Origin of the sequence: Corynebacterium hylobatis, assembly GCF_003955685.1 — a bacterium.
GTDB lineage: Bacteria > Actinomycetota > Actinomycetes > Mycobacteriales > Mycobacteriaceae > Corynebacterium > Corynebacterium hylobatis.
This window is the reverse complement of the sequence record NZ_RXHJ01000005.1, coordinates 17317-37963: the sequence shown is the minus strand read 5'-3', so window position 1 is coordinate 37963 and position 20647 is coordinate 17317. Positions and strand designations below refer to the sequence as shown.

Sequence of the window (20647 nt, the reverse complement as noted above, 5' to 3'; positions counted from 1 at the left end):
GGGCCAGTTGCCGCTGGCCGTCAGGGGTGCAGGACGTCCAGGACCAGACGGTGCGGTTCGTGGAGTACCTCTACCGTGTAGGGCTGCTTCTCCTCCATGCAGACCACGAACTGCGAGTGGCCCTCGAAGGTGCCCGCTGAGATGACCTGGGTGATGTTGCCGGCGCCCGGGACTGTGCCGATGTGCGGGTCCTCCCGGTTGAGCTCGAAGGGGTAGGCGGTGCCGTCGATGTTGACGTTGAGGGCGGCATTGCCTTCGAAGGGGATGGCGGTTCCGGAGCCCTGCTGGGCGGGGGTGGTGGTGTAGTCGATGAACCAACCCGGCTCACCGTCGCCGACCAGGTCGAAGACCACGCGGTCGAAACCCTCGTGGCTGGCTACCCGCACCGACTCGACCATCAGCTGGGCGGGGGCGTCCGGACGGGCGGTCTTGCGGGCGACATCGGCCTCCTTCAGGGAGAGCACACCGGTCTCGCCGAGGGTGGCGGCCTGCAGGGCACCGGCCGTCGCCGTGGGATTTCCCGATGATTCCGTACTGATGCCGCTGCTGCAGGCGGCGAGACCGAGGGCCCCGGTCGCCAGGATGGCGGCCAGGGTGGTGCGACGCGGCGAGGGCCGGTGGAACAGCCCCAGGGAATCAGTCATGCAGAACACCGTAACCACCCGGCCCGCAGGGGGCGAAGCCATCAATCGATTTCGGGCGGATCGTGAACAAATCGTTGTAAACAACAGCCAAGAAGTACATGAGGACCATCTTTGAGTGTGGTGAGTGTCACTTATCCATTGGGTTGTGATCTCAGGATCCCGTCCTGTGGGATGGGTGCGGGCGGGAGATCGCTAGGCTGGACCCATGAACCCTGCTGAACCTGTCCGCTGCTCCGATGTGGCCGGCGAGCCTCTGCCCGGCTCTGCGAAACGGCAGCGCATCTACATCATCCTGGAATGGGTCAACGGCTGGAGCCGCGACATTCTCGACGGAGGTGTATTCGGTGAGGATCTCACGGCGCAGCTGAAGGCGAAGCTCGGGGACGGGGCCGGGCTGCAGCTCATCCGCCGACCCGGCCCCGACGGTCGCCGCATCGACCGGCACCACCTCTACCTCGTGTTCGCGGAGCAGGCGACAACTGAACTGCTCATGGTCGACGGCCCCGAGGCCATCCTTGATCTCGACCTGGACGGACCAGGCCGCAACGGCGCCCAGCCGGTCGAGGAGCCGCTTGTACTGGTGTGTACCCACGGTAAACGGGACGTGTGCTGCGCTCTCAAGGGGCGCCCCCTGGCAGCCGCGCTGTATGAACGTCATCCGGGCAACATCGTGTGGGAGACCTCCCACACCAAGGGCCACCGTTTCGCGCCCTCCCTGCTGCTCATGCCCTGGGGCTACAGCTACGGCCGCCTCAACGAGGAGGCCGGTGATCAGCTCGTCCGGTCCGCCTGCCGCGGGGAGTACTTCTACCCGGGCAACCGCGGCCGGGGGACACACAGCCCGCGTGGCCAGGTCGCCGAGCTGGCGGTGGCCCGTGAACTGCACACGGGTGCCGATCCGTTGTTCTACGGCAACTTGATGGTGCTCGACGAGACGGACAATGATGTTCTCGTGGTCCACGCCGACAGCCGTTCCTGGCATGTGACTGTGGAGCAGCGTGAGGTGGAGAATGTGATCTCCTCCTGTGGGGACGCGCCGAAGAAGGGTCGGGTGTGGGTGGCCACCAACATCGTCCCCAGCCAGGCCAACGCGGACCTGGGGGAGCGCGACTAGCTCCTCACAGGTCCTCCACCAGTCGGAGGAACTCCTCCGCGTAACCGACCCGGCGGCGCAGTTTCTCCAGGCGGGTGGCCGCCTCAGCCCGGATCAGGGCGATGGTCTTCCGCGCCCCGGGGGTATCGGGGTGGTCCACCGCATCGAGGAAACCCCGCATCTCCTCCAGGGTGAACTCCAGGGGCTTCATCCGGCGGATGAGCATGATGCGCTCGATGTCGTCGCCGCTGTAGAGGCGGAAGCCCCCTGGTGTGTACCCGGAGGGACTGACGACGCCGACCTCGTCGTAGTGGCGCAGCGTCCGGACCGACAGTCCCGTGCGTTCAGCGACCTCGCCGATCCTCATCCCGGAGTCCTCCACCTGTGCATTCCCCTGTCGGTCGATTTGGGCGGGCGGCAAACCTCCCGTTACGGTAGGTTTTCGTTTACGCCAATATTACCTGGTCCCTGAAAGAGCAATTCCGCCTTGTCCAACACCGGTATCGTCGCCTCCTTCCGACACGCCTTCTCATCCCCTGCGCGCCTGCGTATGGAGGTCCTCGGCGGCCTCGTCGTCGCTCTGGCGCTCATCCCCGAGGCGATCTCCTTCTCCGTCCTCGCAGGCGTTGACCCGCGCGTCGGGCTCTTCGCCTCGGTGACCATGGCGGTGACCATCGCCTTCACCGGCGGCCGTCCCGCCATGATCAGTGCCGCGACAGGTGCGGTCGCCCTGGTCATCGCCCCGGTCATGCGTGACCACGGCTTCGAGTACTTCATCGCCACCGTCATCCTCGCCGGAATTATCCAGATCGCCATGGCCGCCCTCGGTGTGGCCAAACTCATGCGCTTCATCCCGCGCTCGGTGATGACCGGCTTCGTCAACGCCCTGGGCATCCTCATCTTCGCCGCCCAGCTGCCTTATCTGTGGGACGTGCCCTGGCTGGTCTACCCGCTGTTCGCCGCCGGCATCGCGATCATGCTGTTCTTCCCGCGGATCACCTCCGTCATCCCCGCGCCGTTGGTGACCATCGTCGTCCTCACGGCGCTGGTCGTGGCTGCCGGATGGGTTGTGCCGAATGTCTCCGACATGGGCGAGCTGCCCAGCTCCCTGCCGGAATTCTTCCTCCCGGCGGTGCCGCTGAACTTTGAGACCCTCCAGATCATCGGCCCCTACGCCTTCGCCATGGCTCTGGTCGGCCTGATGGAGTCGCTGATGACCGCCAAGCTCGTCGACGACATCACCGACGTCCACTCCGACAAGACCCGCGAGAGCTGGGGCCAGGGGGTGGCCAACATCGTCACCGGATTCTTCGGCGGCATGGGCGGTTGCGCCATGATCGGCCAGACCCTGGTCAATGTCCGCCAGTCCGGTGCCCGCACCCGCCTGTCCACCCTGCTGGCTGGCGTGTTCCTGCTCATCTTCGTCGTCGCCCTCGGTGACCTCGTGGGGCTGATCCCCATGGCCGCCCTGGTGGCGATCATGGTGCTCGTCTCCCTGGGCACCATCGACTGGCACTCCCTCAAGCCGCGCACCCTGCGCCTGATGCCGCTCAGTGAGACCGCGGTCATGCTGGTCACCGTGGTCGGCACCCTGGCCACCAACAACCTCGCGGTCGGTGTCATCCTCGGTGTGCTCACCGCGATGATCATGTTCGCCCGCCGGGTGGCGCACATGGTCAGCATCGAGAAGGTCTCCGAACTCGACGTCGACGATGACGGGCAGATCGACATCCGGACCTACCGGGTCACCGGTCAGCTGTTCTGGGCCTCCTCCAATGATCTGGTGTACCAATTCGACTACAACGACACCGCCAGCCACATTGTCATCGACCTGTCCGGTGCGGAGGTCTGGGACGCCTCCACCGTGGCCACCCTCGATGCTGTGCAGCAGAAATTCCAGGCCCGCGGCAAGATCGTCGACATCATCGGCCTCGACGGACAGAGTAAATACCGGGTGGACAAACTCTCCGGCAAACTCGGCGACTGACAATACCGGGCACAATGACACCGCCGGGGTGCCGCATCGGCGGCACCCCGGCGGTGTCAGGCGGACAAGCTGGAGGGATTCCTAGAGAGCGGCGAAGGGGATGACGCCGATGAGGACGCCGACGACCAGCATGACCAGGGAAACGATGGTGGCTCGCCAGAGAACCTTCTTGTGGTGGTCGCCCAGGTTGACCTTGGCCAGGGAGACCAGCAGCAGGATCGCCGGGACCAGCGGGGACTGCATGTGGACCGGCTGCCCCGTGATGGAGGCCCGGGCCATCTCCACCGGCTCGATGCCGAAGTGGGTGGCGCTCTCCGCCAGCACCGGCAGGATGCCGAAGTAGAAGGCGTCGTTGGACATGAAGAAGGTCATCGGGATGGAGAGCACCCCGGTGATCACAGCCAGGTAGGGGCCCATGGAATTCGGGATGACCTGGATGATCCAGGCAGCCATCGCCTCGACCATGCCGGTGCCGTCGAAGACTCCGACCAGCACACCGGCAGCCAGCACCATGGAGACCACGCCGACGATTGAGGAGGAGTGGGCCAGGAGCTCGTTGGCCTGGTCCTTGACGTCAGGGAAGTTCACGGCCAGGGCCAGCCCTGTACCGACCATGAAGATGTAGGCCAGCGGGAAGATGTCGGCGACCAGCAGCGCCATGACCGCAGCCGTCAGGGCGAGGTTGAACCATATCAGTCGGGGGCGCAGGCTGGCGCGGTGCGGATCCAGCATGGTGTCGGTCATGCCGGACCCGGTGTCGGAGTTGAGGGAGACGTGTTCCAGTTCCGCGGCCTCGACCCCGTGGTCGTCGAGAAGCACGCCGCCACCGGTGGGCGTGGGCTCGTCGGAGTTGCTCTGCCGACCCCGGCCACCGCGCGGGCCGGTGCCGCCGGATCCTGCACCGGCACCGCCCTCACCACCGTAGCGGGAGGTGTCCAGGGAACCACCGAGACGACGGCGTTCGGCCAGTCCCAGGAACCAGGCGAAGACGAAGATGACCGCCACACCGACAATCAGGGAGGGGATCATCGGTACGAAGACGGCGGAGGGGTCAACTCCCAGGGCGGTGGCGGCTCGCACCGTCGGCCCACCCCAGGGGAGGATGTTCATGGTGCCGTTGATCAGCCCGGCGACCACCGTCAGTACGACCGGGCTCATGCCCAGGCGCAGGTAAATGGGCAGCATGGCGGAGGTGGTGATGATGAAGGTGGTGGAACCGTCACCGTCGAGCGAGACCACGCCGGCCAGTACGGCGGTGCCGAGCACCACCTTCGCCGGGTCGTTGCCCAACGTGCGGGTGATGGTCCGGATCAGCGGGTCGAAGAGCCCGACGTTGATCATGATGCCGAAGTACATGATGGCGAACATGAGCAGGGCGGCAGTGGAGGCCATTCCACCGATGGCGTCGAGAACCATGTCGCCGATGCCGAGACCGGCGCCGGCCAGGAGGCCGAAGACGGTGGGGACCAGGATCAGGGCGACCATGGGAGTGGAGCGGCCAATCATGATCAGGGCCATGAAGGTGAGGATCATGGCGAACCCCAGGGCGACGAGAATACCGTCGGAGGGGGTGTGGCTCAGCGTGTATTCCGCGGCGAGCAGCACATCTGTGGGCGGGTACATCCGGACTCCTGAGTTTCCTTGGTGCGGTGAGTGTTCTGGAATGCGGATGTCAGCCTAGAGTGATGCCCATCACGGGTGAAGTCTTGAGTGCATTGCTTCACCTACTGTGCATTAACTCCCTTCTGCGCATTTAGCGCAGATACTTGTCGGAATGGAAAACCCGTGGTGGAATGGGGTTTCCGGGATGCTCCCCACACACGGCGACCCCACCGCCTGATGCGCCGCGGAAGGAAAGCAGAGCCGAAACATGAGATTCACCACCAGGGTGCTGTTGCTGCAGTTGATCACCGTCGTGGCCGTGGTCGGTGTGAGCACCGGGGTATTCATCCTGCTGGCGGTAGGGCAGCTCAAGAGCGAGACCGAGACCTCCGCCCTCTCGATCGCGCGCACCGTGGCCGCAGCGCCCGTCGTCCGCTCCGAGGTCTCGCTGGAGACCAGCCGGCAGATCAACCCTTCCGCCGGGGAACTCGCCGCCGGCCCCCTCCAGGCATATGCGCTTGACACCACCGCGCGGACGGACGCACTGTTCGTCGTCATCACCGATGGGGAGGGGATCCGCATGGCCCATCCTGATCCCGGTCAACTCGACCGCGAGGTGAGCACCAGCTTCGAGGAGGCCCTCCGCGGTGAGGAGGTCATCGCCTGGGAGCGCGGCACACTGGGGGATTCGGTGCGGGCCAAGGTACCGGTCTTTGCACCGGACAGTCGGCAGTCGGTCGGTGAGGTCAGTGTCGGCTTCGCCCGGGCCGGGGTCTTCGACGAACTGCCACGGTTGTTGCTCGGTGTCGGGGCCGCCGCCGCTCTGGCGTTGCTGATCGGCACCGGCGCAACCCTGGTTCTGCGCCACCGCTGGGAACAGCTGACCCTCGGTGTCCAACCGGAGGAGCTGGTCACCCTGGTGCAGAACCAGGCGGCCGTGCTCGACGGGGTGGGTGACGGGGTCATCGCCCTCGACAGGGCAGGTATCATCCGGGTCTCCAACACCGCCGCAGAGGAGATGTTCGGCCTGGCACATCTGGAGGGTATGTCCCTGCCGGAGCTGGATCTGCCGGAGGACGTCATCGCCTCGTTGTCGAAGGGGGAGGAGCGCGACGGGATCGTGGTCGGGGACCGGGTGCTCTACCTGGACTCCCGCCAGGTGGACCGCGCCGGCCAGCGTCTCGGTTCGGTGATCATCGTCCGCGACCGCACCGACATGATGGGGCTGAGCGAAAGGCTGGACTCGGTGCGCGCCATGACCTCCGCGTTGCGGGTGCAACGCCATGAGTTCGCGAACCGGATGCATGTGGCCGCGGGCCTGGTCGAGGCCGGGCGAGGGACGGAGGCCGCTGAATTCCTGCGCACCATGCGTGACCGCGGACCGGTCGATTACCCGCTTGCCGGCGTGGATCTGCTCGCCGAACCCTTCCTGCAGTCCTTCCTGGGGGCGAAGTCCATGGAGGCCGCCGAGCGTGGGGTGCAGCTGCAGATCCGTGATGAATCCCTGGTCCTGGGGGATGTCAGAGGGGTGGAGGGGACCGAGGACATCGCCACCGTGCTGGGCAACCTGGTGGACAACGCGGTCACGGCGGCCCTGGAGGGGCCCGAGCCCCGGCTGGTGGAGGTCACCCTCCTGGATGATGGGCCGGAGCTGGTGCTGGTGGTCGCCGATTCCGGCCCCGGTATCACCCCCGGTTCCCTCGGCACGGTGTCCACCGCCGGGGAGGCAGTCCCTGACCGGGTTCACGGTCACGGCATCGGGCTGGCATTGTCCCGGGATCTGCTGCGTCGGAGGGGAGGGGACCTGTGGGTTATTGATCCCGGCGGCGGGGAAAGCGGTCGGGGGGCGGTCTTCGGGGCCCGGCTTCCGGGTGTCATGCTTCCCGGTGATGATCTTCGAGAGGTTAACGGTTCCCCACGCCTCAAGGCGGGGGATTTCTAGCTCAGACTGCACGCATAACCTCCCCGAAGGGAGGTTGCAGATGTTTCATGTCCTCAACACTGGTGTGGCCCCGTTCTGCCACAGCCAGGATCACCCTGGCGGCGTTGCGGTCCCGGTCCTCAACCAGTCCGCAGGAAGTACAGACAAAGACGCGTTCCTCCAGCAGCAGGCGTTGCTTGGCTCTCGCGAAACACCCGTGGCACGTCATCGTCGTATAAGCGGGCGTGACCAACACCACCTTCCGGCCAGCCCGCTCGGCCCTGGTAACAAGTTCCCGCTTCGCGGCACCAATGGCCGCGTCCGCGGCTTTCCTCGCCATCGTGGTTTTGGCAAGAAACGTCGGTTTGAAGGCCTCCACCGCGATCAGATGATGGTTGTCGGTGATCTTCTTCGCCCACACCCGGGAATCATGCTCAGTCTGCCGGGCTGCCTTCTTGTGCAGCTTCGCGGCCTCCCGACGGGCACGCTGATATCCCTTCGACTGCTTACGTCCCGTACGGTGACGCCGCGCCATCGTCCGTTGCGCCTTGGCCAGTTCCGCGGCACAGCGTCTCCGGTGACCTAGATGGGGAAGATCATGCTGCGGGTCAGTGGTTATCGCCGTGGTGGACACACCCCAGTCGATACCGATTCCACCGGTAGCCTCCGGGGCTGGCTTCGCCTCGCGGCGGACCACGAACGAGGCGTACCAGTGCCCCAGACTGTCCTGGTACACCCGCACACTGGTCGGGTCAGAGGGCAGTTCCCGCGACCACACCACCGGAATCGACATCCCCTTCGGCAGTCGCAGTCGTCCCTCCCGGAGGGAGAACCCGCGGGTGCTGTACTCCAACGAAGGCAGAGTGCGCTTTTTCGCTTTGTGCCTGGGTCGGCCTCTGCCTTTGACGGTGTAGGACTGCTGGAGTGCCTGCGCGTAAGCGCGGAGCATGGACTGTTGGGCGACTTGGGAGCCTTTCCGCATCCACGTGTTTCTGCCCCGCAGTTCGGTGAGCAGCTTCCCCAGCTTCTTAAGCGTCGGTGTATTTCCTGTTTTCTGCTGGTGGACGGCTTCGTTCCACAGGAATCGGCACCGGCCCCATTCCTGGGACAGTGCTCGCTGCGCCTGCACACCGGGTCTGAGGCGGTAGGTGTAACGCACGATCTCGTCCACACCGCCAGCTATACCTCACCACACCATGGATTGTCCAGAGGTAGCACATCAGATCGGACAACAACGTCGTGGACCGCTGTGCCTACCGCGTCGTGTGGTGCCCGACATATCGTCGCTCCGTCGTTACTGCTGAGCGTGAATGCACTATCGTCAAACTCGAAACCATGCCTGACCACGGACATCTCCGGGGCGAGTGTGACCCTAAATACAAAATCCACCAACTGGTCAGGCAGATCAAGGAAAGGTCGTCCCGTGTGCCCAGGCAAGAGTTCCCGTCCCCCACATCCAGATTCCCTATGCTGTGGGCCAATTCGTATGTCGTCGCCACAGTCGGCGGCTCACCCCTGGGAAGTTGTTAATCAGTATGTCTAAGAATTTCAACGCAACGTATCACGTGCCCCTTTCCTCCCCCTGCCTCAAAGCAGGGGTTTCCAGGGGTGCTATTCAATGATGGCACGGGCCTGGTCAGTGCTGGTGGTGGACGATGATTTCCGGGTCGCGGGCATTCACGCCGAGATCGTGGATGCCGCTCCGGGTTTCCGGGTGCAGGGATCGGTGCGCACCGTCGCCGAGGCTCGTGCGGCACTGGCCACGAACCTGCCGGATCTGATGCTGGTCGATGTCTATCTGCCGGACGGCGACGGTATCGAACTGGTCCGCAGCGTCGGGGTGGATGCCTTTGTCATCAGCGCCGCTGATGAGGGTGACACCGTCCGCCGTGCCCTGCACGCCGGGGCGCTGGGTTATCTGGTCAAGCCCTTCCCGCAGCAGACCCTCAGCGACCGGCTGGACCGGTACGCCCGCTTCCGGCATGTCCTGTCGGGCAGACGTGGCCTGCGGCAGGAGAGGATTGACCAGGCGTTGTCCATCCTGCACGGGCAGCCCGCCGGTGCCGTGGTCGCTCGTTCCGCGACAGAACAGCTGCTTCTCGACGCCCTGGGAGAGGGGGAACTCTCCGCGGCGGAGGCAGCTGAGATCACCGGGGTCTCCCGGGCCACCGCGCAGCGCCGTCTGGCGGCGATGGCCACCCAGGGGGTGGTGCAGGTACGTCTGCGTTACGGCTCCTCGGGCCGGCCCGAGCATTTGTATTCCAAATTGGCCTAGCGGCGCAGGATCTTCCGCGAGACCCAGTTTCCCAGCAGCTGGGCGATCTGCACGATGACGACGATGACGATGACGGCCGCGTAGGTGACCTCCAGGTCATAGGCGCGGTAGCCGTAGACGATGGCGAAGTCACCGATGCCGCCACCGCCGATGTAACCGGCCATGGCGGACATGTCCACCACGGCGATGAAGATGAACGTATAACCCAGCACCAGCGGGCCCAGGGCCTCCGGAACGATGACGGTGGTGATGATCCGCCACGGCCCGGCACCCATGGCCCGGGCCGCCTCGATGACGCCGGGGTCGATGGCCACGAGGTTCTGTTCCACGATGCGGGCCACCGCGAAGGTGGCGGCGATGCACATGATGAAGATCGCCGCTGACCGTCCGATGGTGGTGCCCACGACGTTGAGGGTCAGGGGCGCGAACATCGCGATCATGATGATGAAGGGGATGGGCCGGATGAAGTTGACCAGCAGGTTGAGCACCCAGTAGACGGGTTTGGACTGCAGGACGCTGCCCGTCCGGGTGGTGTAGAGCAGGATGCCGACCACCAGGCCGGCGAGCCCGCCGAGCACCATCGTTAGGGACACCATGACCAGGGTGTCGACGATGGCGTCCAGAAAGGTCGGGCCGAGACGGTTCCAGTCGGCGGCGAGAATGGTGTGCGTCATCGCGTGATCTCCTGGATGTCGGTGGTGCGTTCCAGCGCAGTGCGGAAGCGTTCGATGGCCTCGTCCGGGCCGTTGAGGCGGACGGTCATCTTGCCGAAGGACTGGCGCTGCAGGGTGGTCACGCCGCCGTGGACGATGCTGATACGCAGGCCGTCCTCCCGGGCGGCGGCCGCGGCGGGGAAGAAGCCGGAGTCCTCGGTCAGGTTGATGGTGAACAGACGACCGTCGTAGGCGAGGAGATCCTCGGCCTCGACGAGATCGGGGGTGTTGCGCAGGGAGGAGGAGACGAAGCGCTTCGCCACGTTCGTGCGGGGGGTGGAGAAGACCTCGTAGACGCTGCCGTACTCGACGACCTGACCGGCCTCCATGACGGCGACTTTGTCGGCGATGCTGCGGACCACGTCCATCTCGTGGGTGATCACCACGATGGTGATACCCAGTTCGCGGTTGATCTCCCGGAGGAGGTCAAGCACGTCCTGGGTGGTCTCCGGGTCCAGTGCCGAGGTGGCCTCATCGGCGAGCAGGAGACGGGGGTTGGTGGCCAGTGCCCGGGCGATGCCCACGCGTTGTTTCTGGCCGCCGGAGAGCTGCTCGGGGTAGTTCCGGCCTTTGTCACCCAGGCCGACGAAGTCGAGAAGCTCCGCCACGCGTTTCTTCCGCTCTGCCTTGGGCATCCCGGCCAGCTGCAGCGGGTACTCGATGTTGCCGGCGGCGGTACGGGAGTGGAAGAGGTTGAACTGCTGGAAGATCATGCCGATGCCACGGCGGAGGCCGCGCAGCTTTGACTCAGGCAGGCCGACGACGTCGGTGCCGTCGAGAAGCAGCTGGCCGGAGGTGGTGGTGTCCAGGCCGTTGATGAGGCGGACGAGGGTGGACTTGCCGGCGCCGGAATAGCCGATGACGCCGAGGATCTCCCCGGGTTCGACGGTCAGGGTGACGCCGTCGACGGCGCGGGTCTCGGTCTTCTTCTGGTTGGTGAAGACCTTTGTCACATCGCGGAATTCGATGCGGGTGCCGGTGCGCGGCCGGGTAGGTGGTGCGGAGACTGGTTCGGACACGGGTGATCAGGACCGTTCTGGGAGGGGGTGTGTACGGCTGAATGCTAAACCCCGCCGCGGGAGGGCGGCGGGGTGGGGCATGGATACGGCGTTACTGCTCGCCGGACTCGCGCAGGCGGTCCATGATCGCCTCGAGGTCCGCACGCGGGCGATCGACCTTGACGGCGGTGTTGCCGGAGGACTGCAGGACGGCGTCGGTGACGGCCTGGTCCTTCCACAGCTCGGTCAGGCGGATGATGTTCTCATCCTCGGCACGCTCCGGGGTGGTCACCCACACGTTGATGTACGGCTCGGCCTCCTCGTTGGCCGGGTCGTCCTGGAAGATCGCGTCGAGCGGGTCGATGCCGGCGCGCTCGAGGAAGGAGTTGTTGATCACGGCCGGGCGACCCTCGTGGAAGACGGCGGTGGTCTGGGCGGCGTCGACCGGGATGACGTCGACCTCGGAGGCGTCGGTGTCGATGTCGGCCGGGGTCGGGTTCAGCAGCCCCTCCTCGCGGAGAGTGACCAGGCCGGTCTGGACGAGGACGTTGATGGCGCGGCCCTGGTTGGTCGCGTCGTTCGGGATGGCGATCTCCTCGCCCCCGATGCCGTCGAGGGAGTCATGGCCCTGCCAGAACAGGGCGAGGGGGTAGATCTCGGTGGAGGCGATCGGCACCAGGTCGGCGTCGGCGCCGGTGTTGTAGTTGCTCAGGAACAGCAGATGCTGGAACTTGTTCACGTCGATCTGGCCCTGCACGAGCGCATCGTTCGGGGTGTTGAAGTCCGAGAACGGCACGATCTCGATGTCGATGCCCTCCTCCTCGGCGAGATCGGCGAAGACATTCCACTCGTTGAGGTTTGCGTCGGTGGTGCCGATGCGGATGGTCTCAGCGGCGGCGCCGTCGGTGGTCTCGGAGTCGGAGGCGCAGGCGACGAGGCCCACGGCGGCGAGGGCCGAGACGGCCGCGCCGGCGAAGATGCGACGGAAGCTCATGGCTGGTCAGGTTCCTTCCAGTTCATTGGTCAGTTGACTGTGAAGCTAGCACTTTATGTACCGCTCTGTCTAGTGGGTGGTGGGGGCGGCTGCGGAAGGGGTGGGTACCTGCGTTCGAATAAGGCGGACTGGGGGCCGGGTGCGGACAGGATAGGCCGATCATTTGGTCGGTGTTGTCAGGGTGGGGATGCGGTGCCGGGATGTGCCGTGAGCGTGATCGCGGGGGATGTGGATCGCCGAAGGGGTCGGGGCAGACCAGACGGCATGGTCTAGGTCGGGCCGTGGGATCGGCGACGGATGCCTGTCCGGCAGGGGATCACTGCGGATGGGTGTGTGTGAAGAGGCTGACGACAGCCTTGACCTCGGGTGTCGGCTGCGGGTTCCAGGTCGCCCAGGTGCGGACCACGAGGTCGTTGCCGGAGGCGTCGTATCCCTCCAGGGGAATCCACCGCCAGTCGGAGAAGTTCGTGAGCGCGGAGGCTTCGGTGGTGACGGCGACATCTGCCTCGACCAGATCGGCGATCAGCGCGCTGTACTGGCCGAATTTACGGAAGATCCAGGTGGCGTCCACGTCAACCGAGAGCATGGCGTTCTTCAGGATCTCCTCCTGGACGCGGATCTCTCCTCGGGCGTGGGCCAGGACCCGGAGGCCCGCCAGGTCGTAGAGGGTGGCCACGGGCCGGTTGCGGAGCATGTGGTGAAGTGCGGAATCCGTCCGGACGACGACGCCCAGGCGTTGTTCGAGGGCCAGGTGGGTGGGAAATGCCTCGCTCCGGCTGCGGGCCAGGGCGACGTCCAGCTCCCGTCGTTTCAGGAGTGTCAGCTGCTCATCGGTGGGTGCCTCGATGAGGGACACCCGGATGCCGGCGGTGATGCCATTCAACCGCTCCCGCAGCCAGGAACTCGACAAACCCGGGGGGATGCCGATCCGGACGCTGGTGATGAGGTGCTCTCCGGAGCGGATCTCGTCGACCACGGACTGCATGCGGGCCAGTAGCTCGTCCGCTTCCTTGTGCAGGGTTTCTCCGGCCCTGGTCAGGGACACGCCCCGGGCATGACGCTCCAGTAGCGGAGCGCCGATCTCCGTCTCCAGCGCGGCCATCTGGCGGCTGAGCGCGGGTTGGGAGATGTGCAGCTCCTGTGCCGCCCGGTGGATCTGTCCGAGCCTGGCCACTGCCAGAAAAGACTTCAGCTGATGCAGATTCACAACAGTTTCTCCCCTTTCCGATATGCAATATGTGCATCTCAGAGTTTTGATATATGCATTTGTACTATACGTCACACCGTCATACGATCTGACGACAAGGACACACAGAATCCTGTTGAGTGATTGACACTCAGAACAACAAGTGAATGCGGTACCCGGGCCAGCCTCTTTGCGCCCGTCAGGTACGAATCGGCCGGGGCGCTCAACCAGAGCACCAGCACCCGGCCGGGAATACCCCGCTGGTCGGCATCATCCACGCAGATCCAGGGGCGCGAGAGGTAAATATCTCTGATCGCAGCGGACAACATGCAGCCAACCTGAAGAAAGTACCGAGATGAAAAATCACCCACAGGCTTCCCCCAGCCCGGGAGGACCTACCATCGAAACCGGGTACCGGAAGACACCGCGGAAGGCCGCTCTGTCCGGCTGGATCGGCTCGGCCCTCGAATACTACGATTTCGCCGTCTACGGCACCGCCGCCGCGCTGGTGCTCAACCATCTGTTTTTCCCGGCGGACACCGCCCCGGGTGTCGCCATCCTCGCCTCCATGGCCACGGTCGGCGTCGCCTACGTGGTCCGCCCGTTGGGTGCCCTGATCATGGGCCCCCTCGGGGACCGCTACGGACGCAAATTCGTGCTCATGCTGTGCCTGTTCATGATCGGCGCGAGTACCTTCATCGTGGGCTGCCTGCCCACCTTCGATCAGGCCGGTTACCTGGCCCCGGCCCTGCTCGTCATCTGCCGTATCATCCAGGGTCTGTCCGCCTCCGGGGAACAGTCCAGCGCGATCTCCGTCTCCCTGGAACACGCCACGGAACACAGGCGCGCCCTCACCACGAGCTGGACGCTGCACGGCACCCAGTTCGGCACCCTGTTGGCCACCGCCGTGTTCATCCCCTTCACCCTCTTCCTCAGCGAGGATGCGCTGATGTCCTGGGGTTGGCGTGTGCCGTTCTGGCTTTCCGCCGTCGTCGTGCTCGTCGCCTTCCTCATCCGCCGTGGCCTGGAGGAGCCGCCGGCCTTCAGGGAGGCCCGGGAGGCGCAGGCCGACAACGCGGCCCCCCGCGGCCCTTCCCCGCTGGCCCTGGTCATGCGTCACCACAAGGCCGCCGTCCTCCGTGTCGCAGCGGCCGCGATGATCAACACCGTCAACGTGGTCTTCACCGTCTGGTCGTTGTCCTTCGCCACCAACGTGGTCGGGCTGGACCGCTCCACCATGCTGCTGGTGCCGGTGGTCGCCAATGTGGTTGCCCTGCTCGCCATCCCGTTCGCGGGTGCGCTGGCCGACAGATTCGGACGCCGGCCCGTCTTTGCCCTGGGTGCCCTCGGATCGGCGGTGGCGATGAGCGGTTATCTCAATGCCGTCTACTCCGCCAACTGGATCGCCATCTTCTTCATGGGTGTGGTGATGTCCGGCCTCCTCTACTCCATGTCGAACGCCGTCTGGCCGGCCTTCTACGCAGAGATGTTCCCCACCTCCGTCCGCGTCACCGGCCTGGCGTTGGGCACCCAGATCGGGTTCGCCGTCTCCGGTGGCTTCGCACCCGTGGTGGCCTCGGCCCTGGCCGGCGCTGAGGGTGACAACTGGCTGCGCGTCGGCACCTTCGTGGGCGCCGCCGCCGTCATCGCCGCAGTTGCCGCCCTCACGGCGAAGGAGACCAGGGAGCTTAACCTCGACGAGATCGATGCTCTGCACACCGCCCGCGGAGAGGCAGCTGATCTGGCACTGTCCGGGGTGCGCAGCACCACCGTCGTGGTTGCTCCGGACGGGTCCCACTCCCGGGACCCGGAGAAGAACAATCATCAGCAGCAGGAGAGCCGACTCTGATGCGCACCTCTATTGCCACGGTCTGCCTGTCCGGCACACTCGCCGAGAAGCTTCGTGCCGCTGCCGACGCGGGTTTCGACGGCGTCGAGATCTTCGAGCAGGACCTCACCGTTTCCCCGCACTCCCCGGAACAGATCCGGCAGCGCGCTGCCGACCTCGGACTCAGTCTTGATCTTTTCCAGCCTTTCCGGGATTTGGAGGGAGTGGAGGAGGAGCAGTTCCAGGCGAATCTGCGCCGCCTCGAGGCCAAGTTCGCATTGATGAACCGGCTGGGGATCGACACCATTCTGCTGTGCTCGAATGTTGGTACTGCGATCATCGACGATGACGAATTATTCGCCACCCAGCTCCGTCGGGCCGGTGAGCTGGCGGAACGCCACGATGTCCGCATCGCCTATGAGGCCCTGGCCTGGGGACGTTTCGTCAATGATTTTGAGCATGCCCACCGGGTGGTTGAGTTGGCGGACCACCCGCGGGTGGGCACCTGCCTCGACACCTTCCACATCCTCTCCCGGGGGTGGAGCACCGACGCAGTGGAGTCCATCCCCGCTGACAGGATCTTCTTCGTTCAGTTGGCGGACGCTCCCAGGCTGAGCATGGACGTCCTCTCCTGGTCCCGGCATCACCGTGTCTTCCCTGGTGAGGGGGATTTCGACCTGGTTAAGTTCATGCGGCATCTGGCCCGGAGCGGCTATGACGGGCCGGTGTCGTTGGAGATCTTCAACGACTCCTTCCGGAAGGCGGATGTCGCCCGTACCGCTGTCGATGGACGCCGTTCCCTCCGTTGGCTGGAGGACCGGACCTGGCATGCGTTGTCGGATGCCGGCGAGGCGGAGGCGGGGCAGGCGCTCGACCTTGTCCCCCTGCCCGATGTGGCAGAGACGGAGGGGTTGGATTTTGTCGGGATCGCCACCGGTCGCCTCGGGGAGACCATGAGGGTACTGCACCAGCTCGGTTTCCGGCTGGGGGGCCATCACCGGAGCCGGCCCGAGTACCAGGTGTGGATCCAGGGAACGGTCCGGATCGTCATCGGGGACCGTGGTCCCACCGGCGCCCCCACGGCAATCACCTCCCTCTGCTTCTCGACGCCCGACCCTGCCGCCGCAGAAGCCCGTGCCCACGGGTTGCAGGCGAAACCCGTCCCCGGGGAGAGGGCGGCCGGGGTCTGCGCCCCGGACGGCACCGAGGTGTTGTTCACCGGCCCCGCTGCCGGCTCCGTTCCGGAGTGGCTGGCGGAGTTCGGGATGGCGGAAGATGACCTGGGGGACCGGTCCCTGATCACTGGTGTCGACCATGTCAATCTGGCCCAGCCCTGGCAGTACTACGACGAAACTGTGCTGTTCTACACCTCCCTCATGGCTCTGGAGGCCCAGGGGCAGGAGGAGTTCCCCAGCCCCATCGGGTTGATCCGCAACCAGATCATGCGTTCGGCCAACGACAGGGTACGGCTGCTGCTCAGCGTCGCCCCTGAGGACGGGGAACAGGGGGACTTCCTGGCGGCCGCTTACCCGGAGCACATCGCCTTCACCACGGAGGACATCCTTGCGGTGGCGCGTCGGGCGCGGCAGCGGGGGCTGGCATTCCTGCCGGTCCCGGAGAACTACTACGACGACCTGCAGGCGAGATTTGAACTGGACCCCGTTTTCCTCGCCGAGTTGCGGGAGAATGATCTGCTCTATGACCGGGACGCCCATGGCGAGTTCCTCCATTTCTACACAGGCACCCTGGGGACCATGTTTTTTGAGGTGATCGAGCGCAGGGGTGGTTTCCGGGGATGGGGCGAGAACAATGCCCCGGTCCGGCTGGCGGCCCAGTACCGCAGGATACGGGACCTCGAACGTGGGGTCCCGCAGTAACCCCTGTCCCTGCCGCCATCAATCTGAGAAAGGACTCAACCGTGAACACACGGATCATGCTGTTGAACGGCCCCAACCTGAACATGCTGGGGCAGCGGGAACCTGACATCTACGGTCACTCGACACTCGAGGATGTGGTCGCACTGGTCCGGGACCGTGCCGCCGGCCATGGCCTCGAGGTCGATGCCCTGCAGAGCAACCACGAGGGCGGCCTGATCGATGCACTGCACCGAGCGCGGGGAACTCACGTTGGTTGTGTGATCAATCCCGGCGGGCTGACCCATACCTCCGTGGCGCTGCTCGACGCCGTCAGAGCCTCGGAGTTACCCACCGTGGAGGTGCACATCAGCAATCCCCATGCCCGGGAGGCATTCCGCCACCACTCCTACATCTCCGGGGCGGCGAAGGCCGTCATCGCCGGCGCGGGCATCGCCGGATACGGATTCGCCGTGGATATCCTCGCGGCCCACCACAACGAAGGACACTGAAGCAGACCATGAACCGCGAGAGCATTCTTCTCGGCCTGATCGGCGAGGACATCTCCCTGTCACGCACCCCGGCCATGCATGAAGCCGAGGGACTGGCCCACGGGGCCGCCACGGTGTACCGCCGTCTGGACACCCGCACTGAACGTCTCAGGGAAAAAACCCTGGCTGAACTCCTTGAAGCGGCGCGGGCCACCGGTTACAACGGACTAAACATCACCCACCCGTACAAGCAGACTGTCCTCCCGCTCCTCGACCATGTCTCGGAACAGGCGGCCCAGCTCGGATCGGTCAACACTGTGGTCATCTCCGCCGAGGGCAGGACGACGGGGTACAACACCGATGTCACCGGTTTCGCACGTGGACTGGAGGAGGGACTCGCGGACGCCACCATGACCGAGGTCGTCCAGGTCGGTGCCGGGGGAGTGGGTAACGCTGTCGCATACTCACTGGTGACGCACGGGGTGGAACGCCTGTATGTGGCTGATCTTGATCCGGGGCGTGCACACTCCCTGGCAGAGGAGATCAATGCGGCCGTCGGCAGGGAAGCCGTGAGAGGGGTGGATGCCGTGGGGATCGAGGAGATCATCTCCCGGGCCGACGGCGTGGTCAACGCGACCCCGATGGGCATGCCCGCCCACCCCGGCACAGCCTTCGACACCAGTTGCCTGATGCCCCGGCACTGGGTGGGGGATGTGGTCTACATGCCGCTGGAGACCCGGCTCCTGGCAGAGGCCCGTGCGGTCGGCTGCCGCACGCTCGACGGCACAGGGATGGCCATCCACCAGGCCGTTGACGCCTTCCGCCTCTTCACGGGTTTGGAGCCGGATGCGGAGAGAATGCGCACGACCTTTCTCTCCCTGAGCTGAGTCATCCCCAGGTCACATCCGGTCCCGGAACATCTCGATGGCCATGAGGATGACGGCGGCGATGACCGTGGTGGCCAGCCACACCCCGAGGAAGAAGAGGACGTCCGGCAGACCCAGCGGCCATTCGCGGGTGACCAGGGTAGAGATGAACGCGATGATCACCGCGATGGTGGCACCGGTGGGCAGCTTGGCGATGAGGTATTCGAGGCCGGACATGCTCTTCAGCCTATCCCTTCCGCCTGTGTGTGCTGCCGCCACCGGACACCCAGCAGGACCACGGCGAAGAGTAGGCCGTGGAGGACGAACCTCGCGGCGGAGGTGGCGGCGTCGAGCTGGTAGGCCAGCTCGCGGAGAGTTCCCTGGGGGCAATCCGGGTGCGACCAGACTCTGGCTAGGCTGGATGGCGTGAATCCCGTCTCCCCGAAGCTCACCACTGCCCGCTATCTGGGACGGCTGCCCTGGATCGTGGTCGTCCTCGTCGTCTTCGCTGTCCTGGGGGTGGTGTTCAGCGCGTGGTTCCATATCGGCACCGCCGCCGCCCTGGTCCTGCTGCTGTGGCAGGTGTGGCTGATACCGGCGCAGGTGAAGTTGCTGGGTTGGCAGGAGACGGAGGATGAGCTGTTGATCACCAAGGGGCGACTGTGGCACACCTTCACGGTCATCCCCTACGGCCGCATCCAGTACGTTGATGTCACCGCCGGTCCCATCGAACGCGGGCTGGGGATGAAGACCCTGCAGCTGCACACCGCCTCCGCGACCTCGGACGCGGCTGTCCAGGGGCTGCCTGCGGAGACCGCCGACGCCCTGCGGGACCGCCTGGCGGTCCGGGCCCGGGAGAGGATGAGCGGACTGTGAACGGCGAAGACTACCGCCGCGTCCACCCGCTGACCCCGCTCCTGCGTTTCTGGACGCTCATCCTGGCGCTCATCGCGGTGCTCATCGTCAACCTCGACCTGGCCGCCATCGGGGCAGCTCTCGCCTGGTTGGGGAGCGGCAGCATCCTGCCGGTCCTCCTCGGGATCGTCGTATTCCTCGCGGCCTGCGGGCTGGTCTGGCTGATCTCCCGCATCTGGTGGCGGGCGACCGGTTACCGGCTCACCGCCGAGGAGGTCTCCCTGAAACGCGGCGTGCTGAACACTCAGCTGCGCACCGCCCGCTACGACCGGATCCAGGCCGTCGACGTTGTGGAATCGGTCATCGCGCGCATCTTCCGGCTCGCCGCAGTGCGGGTGGAGACCGCCGGCGGCGGTGACTCCGTCATCGAGATCGCCTACCTGCCCCGGGATGTGGCCGAGCAGCTGCGGGCGGAGGTCCTCGGGCGTTCCCGCGGGACCACACCAGCGCCGGAGACTGCCCCGGAACCCGCCGGCCGGGTCGTGGTGCCGCAGATCCCCATCACCCGTTCCCTGGCCGGGGCAGCCCTGCAGGGGCTGTCCATCAGCGCGCTGCTCATCATCCTCGGGCTCATTCTCACGCCCCTGACGTGGGCAGCGGCGGTGCCCATCGCCATCGGAATCGTGCCGGTGATCTGGAATCAGATCGACAGCAGCTGGCAGTTCACCGCCCACCTGGCCGATGACACCCTCCACCTCTCCTACGGGCTGGCGGACCGGCGCAGGCAGTCGATCCCGCTGCACCGCATCCACGGGGTGAAGGTCCACCAACCGATACTGTGGCGCATCCCCGGCTGGTGGTACGTCCAGGTCTCCGTTGCCGGCTATGGCGCGGTGGACACCAAGGGCACCGGCACCACCCGCGTGCTGCCTGTCGGTTCCCGCGAGCAGGCTCTGCAGCTGCTGGAGCTGGTCGGACCGCTTGATGCGGCCACCATCGACGCCGTCGCACGCCCGGAGGGGGCGACCACCCCGACCTTCACGTCGCCACCGGTGGCGAAATGGGTCTCCCCGGTGGATCTGCACCAGCAGGCGGTGACCCTGCTTGATGACGCCGTCGTGGTCCACCGTGGCCGACTCGCCCGCCGTGTCAAGATCATCCACCCCTCGCATATCCAGGAGTTGTCGCTCACGCGTGGCCCCCTGCAACAGCTCTTCGGTCTGTGCACCGTGCGTTTCGATCTCGTGCCCGGCCCGGTGACCATGGCCGGGGAGGACCTCAGCCCGGAGGATGGTCGGGCGCTTCTCGACGCCCTGCGTAGCCGGGAACTCCGGCTCTAGC

Annotated in this window: 20 protein-coding genes; 11 read left to right on the top strand and 9 right to left on the bottom strand. The window is 65.7% G+C overall.

The window, feature by feature from the left end:
* Positions 1–20: 20 nt before the first annotated feature.
* On the bottom strand, positions 21–644 hold the full coding sequence (locus tag EAH68_RS04245; protein WP_126120091.1) for an AMIN-like domain-containing (lipo)protein: 624 nt from the start codon (positions 642–644) through the stop codon (positions 21–23).
* 205 nt (positions 645–849) lie between these two features.
* Here EAH68_RS04245 and EAH68_RS04240 point away from each other — a divergent pair, with 205 nt between their 5' ends.
* A complete protein-coding gene (locus tag EAH68_RS04240; RefSeq protein ID WP_126120090.1) occupies positions 850–1758 on the top strand; it encodes a ferredoxin family protein in 909 nt (302 codons plus the stop codon).
* 4 nt (positions 1759–1762) lie between these two features.
* On the opposite strand, the gene EAH68_RS04235 is transcribed toward EAH68_RS04240, so the two are convergent.
* The gene (locus EAH68_RS04235) at positions 1763–2104 is read right to left on the bottom strand and encodes a MerR family transcriptional regulator (protein ID WP_241228289.1); all 342 of its coding nucleotides are present in this window, start codon (positions 2102–2104) and stop codon (positions 1763–1765) included.
* Positions 2105–2224: 120 nt separating this feature from the next.
* Between EAH68_RS04235 and EAH68_RS04230 the strand changes: the two genes are divergently transcribed.
* Entirely contained in the window at positions 2225–3724 is a 1500-nt protein-coding gene (locus EAH68_RS04230; protein ID WP_241228288.1) for a SulP family inorganic anion transporter, read from the top strand.
* Positions 3725–3805: 81 nt separating this feature from the next.
* Here the strand turns inward: EAH68_RS04230 and citH are convergent, their stop codons facing one another.
* A complete protein-coding gene (gene citH / locus EAH68_RS04225) occupies positions 3806–5347 on the bottom strand; it encodes a citrate transporter CitH (protein ID WP_164546397.1) in 1542 nt (513 codons plus the stop codon).
* Between the two features lie 247 nt (positions 5348–5594).
* Between citH and EAH68_RS04220 the strand changes: the two genes are divergently transcribed.
* Positions 5595–7268 (top strand): sensor histidine kinase, encoded by a 1674-nt coding sequence (locus EAH68_RS04220; RefSeq protein WP_126120089.1) that lies wholly within the window; start codon positions 5595–5597, stop codon positions 7266–7268.
* A gap of 1 nt (position 7269) precedes the next feature.
* Here EAH68_RS04220 and EAH68_RS04215 read toward each other — a convergent pair whose 3' ends face one another.
* The gene (locus tag EAH68_RS04215) at positions 7270–8418 is read right to left on the bottom strand and encodes an RNA-guided endonuclease InsQ/TnpB family protein (RefSeq protein WP_206436354.1); all 1149 of its coding nucleotides are present in this window, start codon (positions 8416–8418) and stop codon (positions 7270–7272) included.
* 47 nt (positions 8419–8465) lie between these two features.
* On the opposite strand from EAH68_RS04215, the gene tnpA reads away from it, so the two are divergent.
* Positions 8466–8777, top strand: coding sequence for an IS200/IS605 family transposase (tnpA, locus tag EAH68_RS04210; RefSeq protein ID WP_126120350.1), 312 nt, complete (start codon positions 8466–8468; stop codon positions 8775–8777).
* A gap of 88 nt (positions 8778–8865) precedes the next feature.
* Positions 8866–9522 (top strand): response regulator, encoded by a 657-nt coding sequence (locus EAH68_RS04205; RefSeq protein WP_126120087.1) that lies wholly within the window; start codon positions 8866–8868, stop codon positions 9520–9522.
* Here the strand turns inward: EAH68_RS04205 and EAH68_RS04200 are convergent.
* The 4 genes from EAH68_RS04200 to EAH68_RS04185 all read right to left on the bottom strand — a co-directional run bounded on the left by EAH68_RS04200 (position 9519) and on the right by EAH68_RS04185 (position 13434).
* Entirely contained in the window at positions 9519–10196 is a 678-nt protein-coding gene (locus tag EAH68_RS04200; protein WP_126120086.1) for a methionine ABC transporter permease, read from the bottom strand. The two genes, EAH68_RS04205 and EAH68_RS04200, sit on opposite strands and share 4 nt — an antisense overlap.
* Positions 10193–11254: a methionine ABC transporter ATP-binding protein gene (locus EAH68_RS04195; RefSeq protein ID WP_126120085.1), complete on the bottom strand. Its 1062-nt coding sequence runs from the start codon at positions 11252–11254 to the stop codon at positions 10193–10195. The genes EAH68_RS04200 and EAH68_RS04195 overlap by 4 nt, the downstream gene beginning before the upstream one ends.
* Positions 11255–11345: 91 nt before the next feature.
* A complete protein-coding gene (locus tag EAH68_RS04190; RefSeq protein ID WP_126120084.1) occupies positions 11346–12227 on the bottom strand; it encodes a MetQ/NlpA family ABC transporter substrate-binding protein in 882 nt (293 codons plus the stop codon).
* Positions 12228–12543: 316 nt separating this feature from the next.
* Positions 12544–13434: a LysR family transcriptional regulator gene (locus EAH68_RS04185; protein ID WP_126120083.1), complete on the bottom strand. Its 891-nt coding sequence runs from the start codon at positions 13432–13434 to the stop codon at positions 12544–12546.
* A 334-nt stretch (positions 13435–13768) separates the two neighbouring features.
* Here EAH68_RS04185 and EAH68_RS04180 point away from each other — a divergent pair, with 334 nt between their 5' ends.
* Genes EAH68_RS04180 through EAH68_RS04165 form a run of 4 tightly spaced genes read left to right on the top strand, consistent with a single transcriptional unit; the run spans position 13769 to position 18472 of the window.
* Complete coding sequence (locus tag EAH68_RS04180) at positions 13769–15262, top strand: MFS transporter (protein WP_126120082.1); 1494 nt, start codon at positions 13769–13771, stop codon at positions 15260–15262.
* Positions 15262–17118, top strand: coding sequence for a bifunctional sugar phosphate isomerase/epimerase/4-hydroxyphenylpyruvate dioxygenase family protein (locus EAH68_RS04175; RefSeq protein ID WP_126120081.1), 1857 nt, complete (start codon positions 15262–15264; stop codon positions 17116–17118). The genes EAH68_RS04180 and EAH68_RS04175 overlap by 1 nt, the downstream gene beginning before the upstream one ends.
* 56 nt (positions 17119–17174) lie before the next feature.
* A complete protein-coding gene (gene aroQ / locus EAH68_RS04170) occupies positions 17175–17606 on the top strand; it encodes a type II 3-dehydroquinate dehydratase (protein ID WP_439647612.1) in 432 nt (143 codons plus the stop codon).
* A gap of 8 nt (positions 17607–17614) precedes the next feature.
* The gene (locus EAH68_RS04165; RefSeq protein WP_126120079.1) at positions 17615–18472 is read left to right on the top strand and encodes a quinate/shikimate dehydrogenase (NAD+); all 858 of its coding nucleotides are present in this window, start codon (positions 17615–17617) and stop codon (positions 18470–18472) included.
* A gap of 12 nt (positions 18473–18484) precedes the next feature.
* Here EAH68_RS04165 and EAH68_RS04160 read toward each other — a convergent pair whose 3' ends face one another.
* Positions 18485–18688, bottom strand: a complete 204-nt coding sequence (locus EAH68_RS04160; protein ID WP_126120078.1) for a hypothetical protein — start codon at positions 18686–18688, stop codon at positions 18485–18487.
* A 189-nt stretch (positions 18689–18877) separates the two neighbouring features.
* Here EAH68_RS04160 and EAH68_RS04155 point away from each other — a divergent pair, with 189 nt between their 5' ends.
* Both EAH68_RS04155 and EAH68_RS04150 read left to right on the top strand, forming a co-directional pair.
* Positions 18878–19327: a PH domain-containing protein gene (locus EAH68_RS04155; RefSeq protein WP_126120077.1), complete on the top strand. Its 450-nt coding sequence runs from the start codon at positions 18878–18880 to the stop codon at positions 19325–19327.
* Positions 19324–20646 (top strand): PH domain-containing protein, encoded by a 1323-nt coding sequence (locus EAH68_RS04150; RefSeq protein WP_126120076.1) that lies wholly within the window; start codon positions 19324–19326, stop codon positions 20644–20646. Before EAH68_RS04155 ends, EAH68_RS04150 begins: the two co-directional genes overlap by 4 nt.
* Position 20647 lies beyond the last annotated feature (1 nt).

Excerpts from the sequence above, each read along its gene's own strand:
- EAH68_RS04245 (WP_126120091.1), bottom strand. The coding sequence starts at position 644 with ATGACTGATTCCCTGGGGCTGTTCCACCGGCCCTCGCCGCGTCGCACC.
- EAH68_RS04240 (WP_126120090.1), top strand. The coding sequence starts at position 850 with ATGAACCCTGCTGAACCTGTCCGCTGCTCCGATGTGGCCGGCGAGCCT.
- EAH68_RS04235 (WP_241228289.1), bottom strand. The coding sequence starts at position 2,104 with ATGAGGATCGGCGAGGTCGCTGAACGCACGGGACTGTCGGTCCGGACG.
- citH (WP_164546397.1), bottom strand. The coding sequence starts at position 5,347 with ATGTACCCGCCCACAGATGTGCTGCTCGCCGCGGAATACACGCTGAGC.
- EAH68_RS04220 (WP_126120089.1), top strand. The coding sequence starts at position 5,595 with ATGAGATTCACCACCAGGGTGCTGTTGCTGCAGTTGATCACCGTCGTG.
- EAH68_RS04205 (WP_126120087.1), top strand. The coding sequence starts at position 8,866 with ATGATGGCACGGGCCTGGTCAGTGCTGGTGGTGGACGATGATTTCCGG.
- EAH68_RS04200 (WP_126120086.1), bottom strand. The coding sequence starts at position 10,196 with ATGACGCACACCATTCTCGCCGCCGACTGGAACCGTCTCGGCCCGACC.
- EAH68_RS04190 (WP_126120084.1), bottom strand. The coding sequence starts at position 12,227 with ATGAGCTTCCGTCGCATCTTCGCCGGCGCGGCCGTCTCGGCCCTCGCC.
- EAH68_RS04180 (WP_126120082.1), top strand. The coding sequence starts at position 13,769 with ATGAAAAATCACCCACAGGCTTCCCCCAGCCCGGGAGGACCTACCATC.
- EAH68_RS04175 (WP_126120081.1), top strand. The coding sequence starts at position 15,262 with ATGCGCACCTCTATTGCCACGGTCTGCCTGTCCGGCACACTCGCCGAG.
- aroQ (WP_439647612.1), top strand. The coding sequence starts at position 17,175 with ATGCTGTTGAACGGCCCCAACCTGAACATGCTGGGGCAGCGGGAACCT.
- EAH68_RS04165 (WP_126120079.1), top strand. The coding sequence starts at position 17,615 with ATGAACCGCGAGAGCATTCTTCTCGGCCTGATCGGCGAGGACATCTCC.
- EAH68_RS04160 (WP_126120078.1), bottom strand. The coding sequence starts at position 18,688 with ATGTCCGGCCTCGAATACCTCATCGCCAAGCTGCCCACCGGTGCCACC.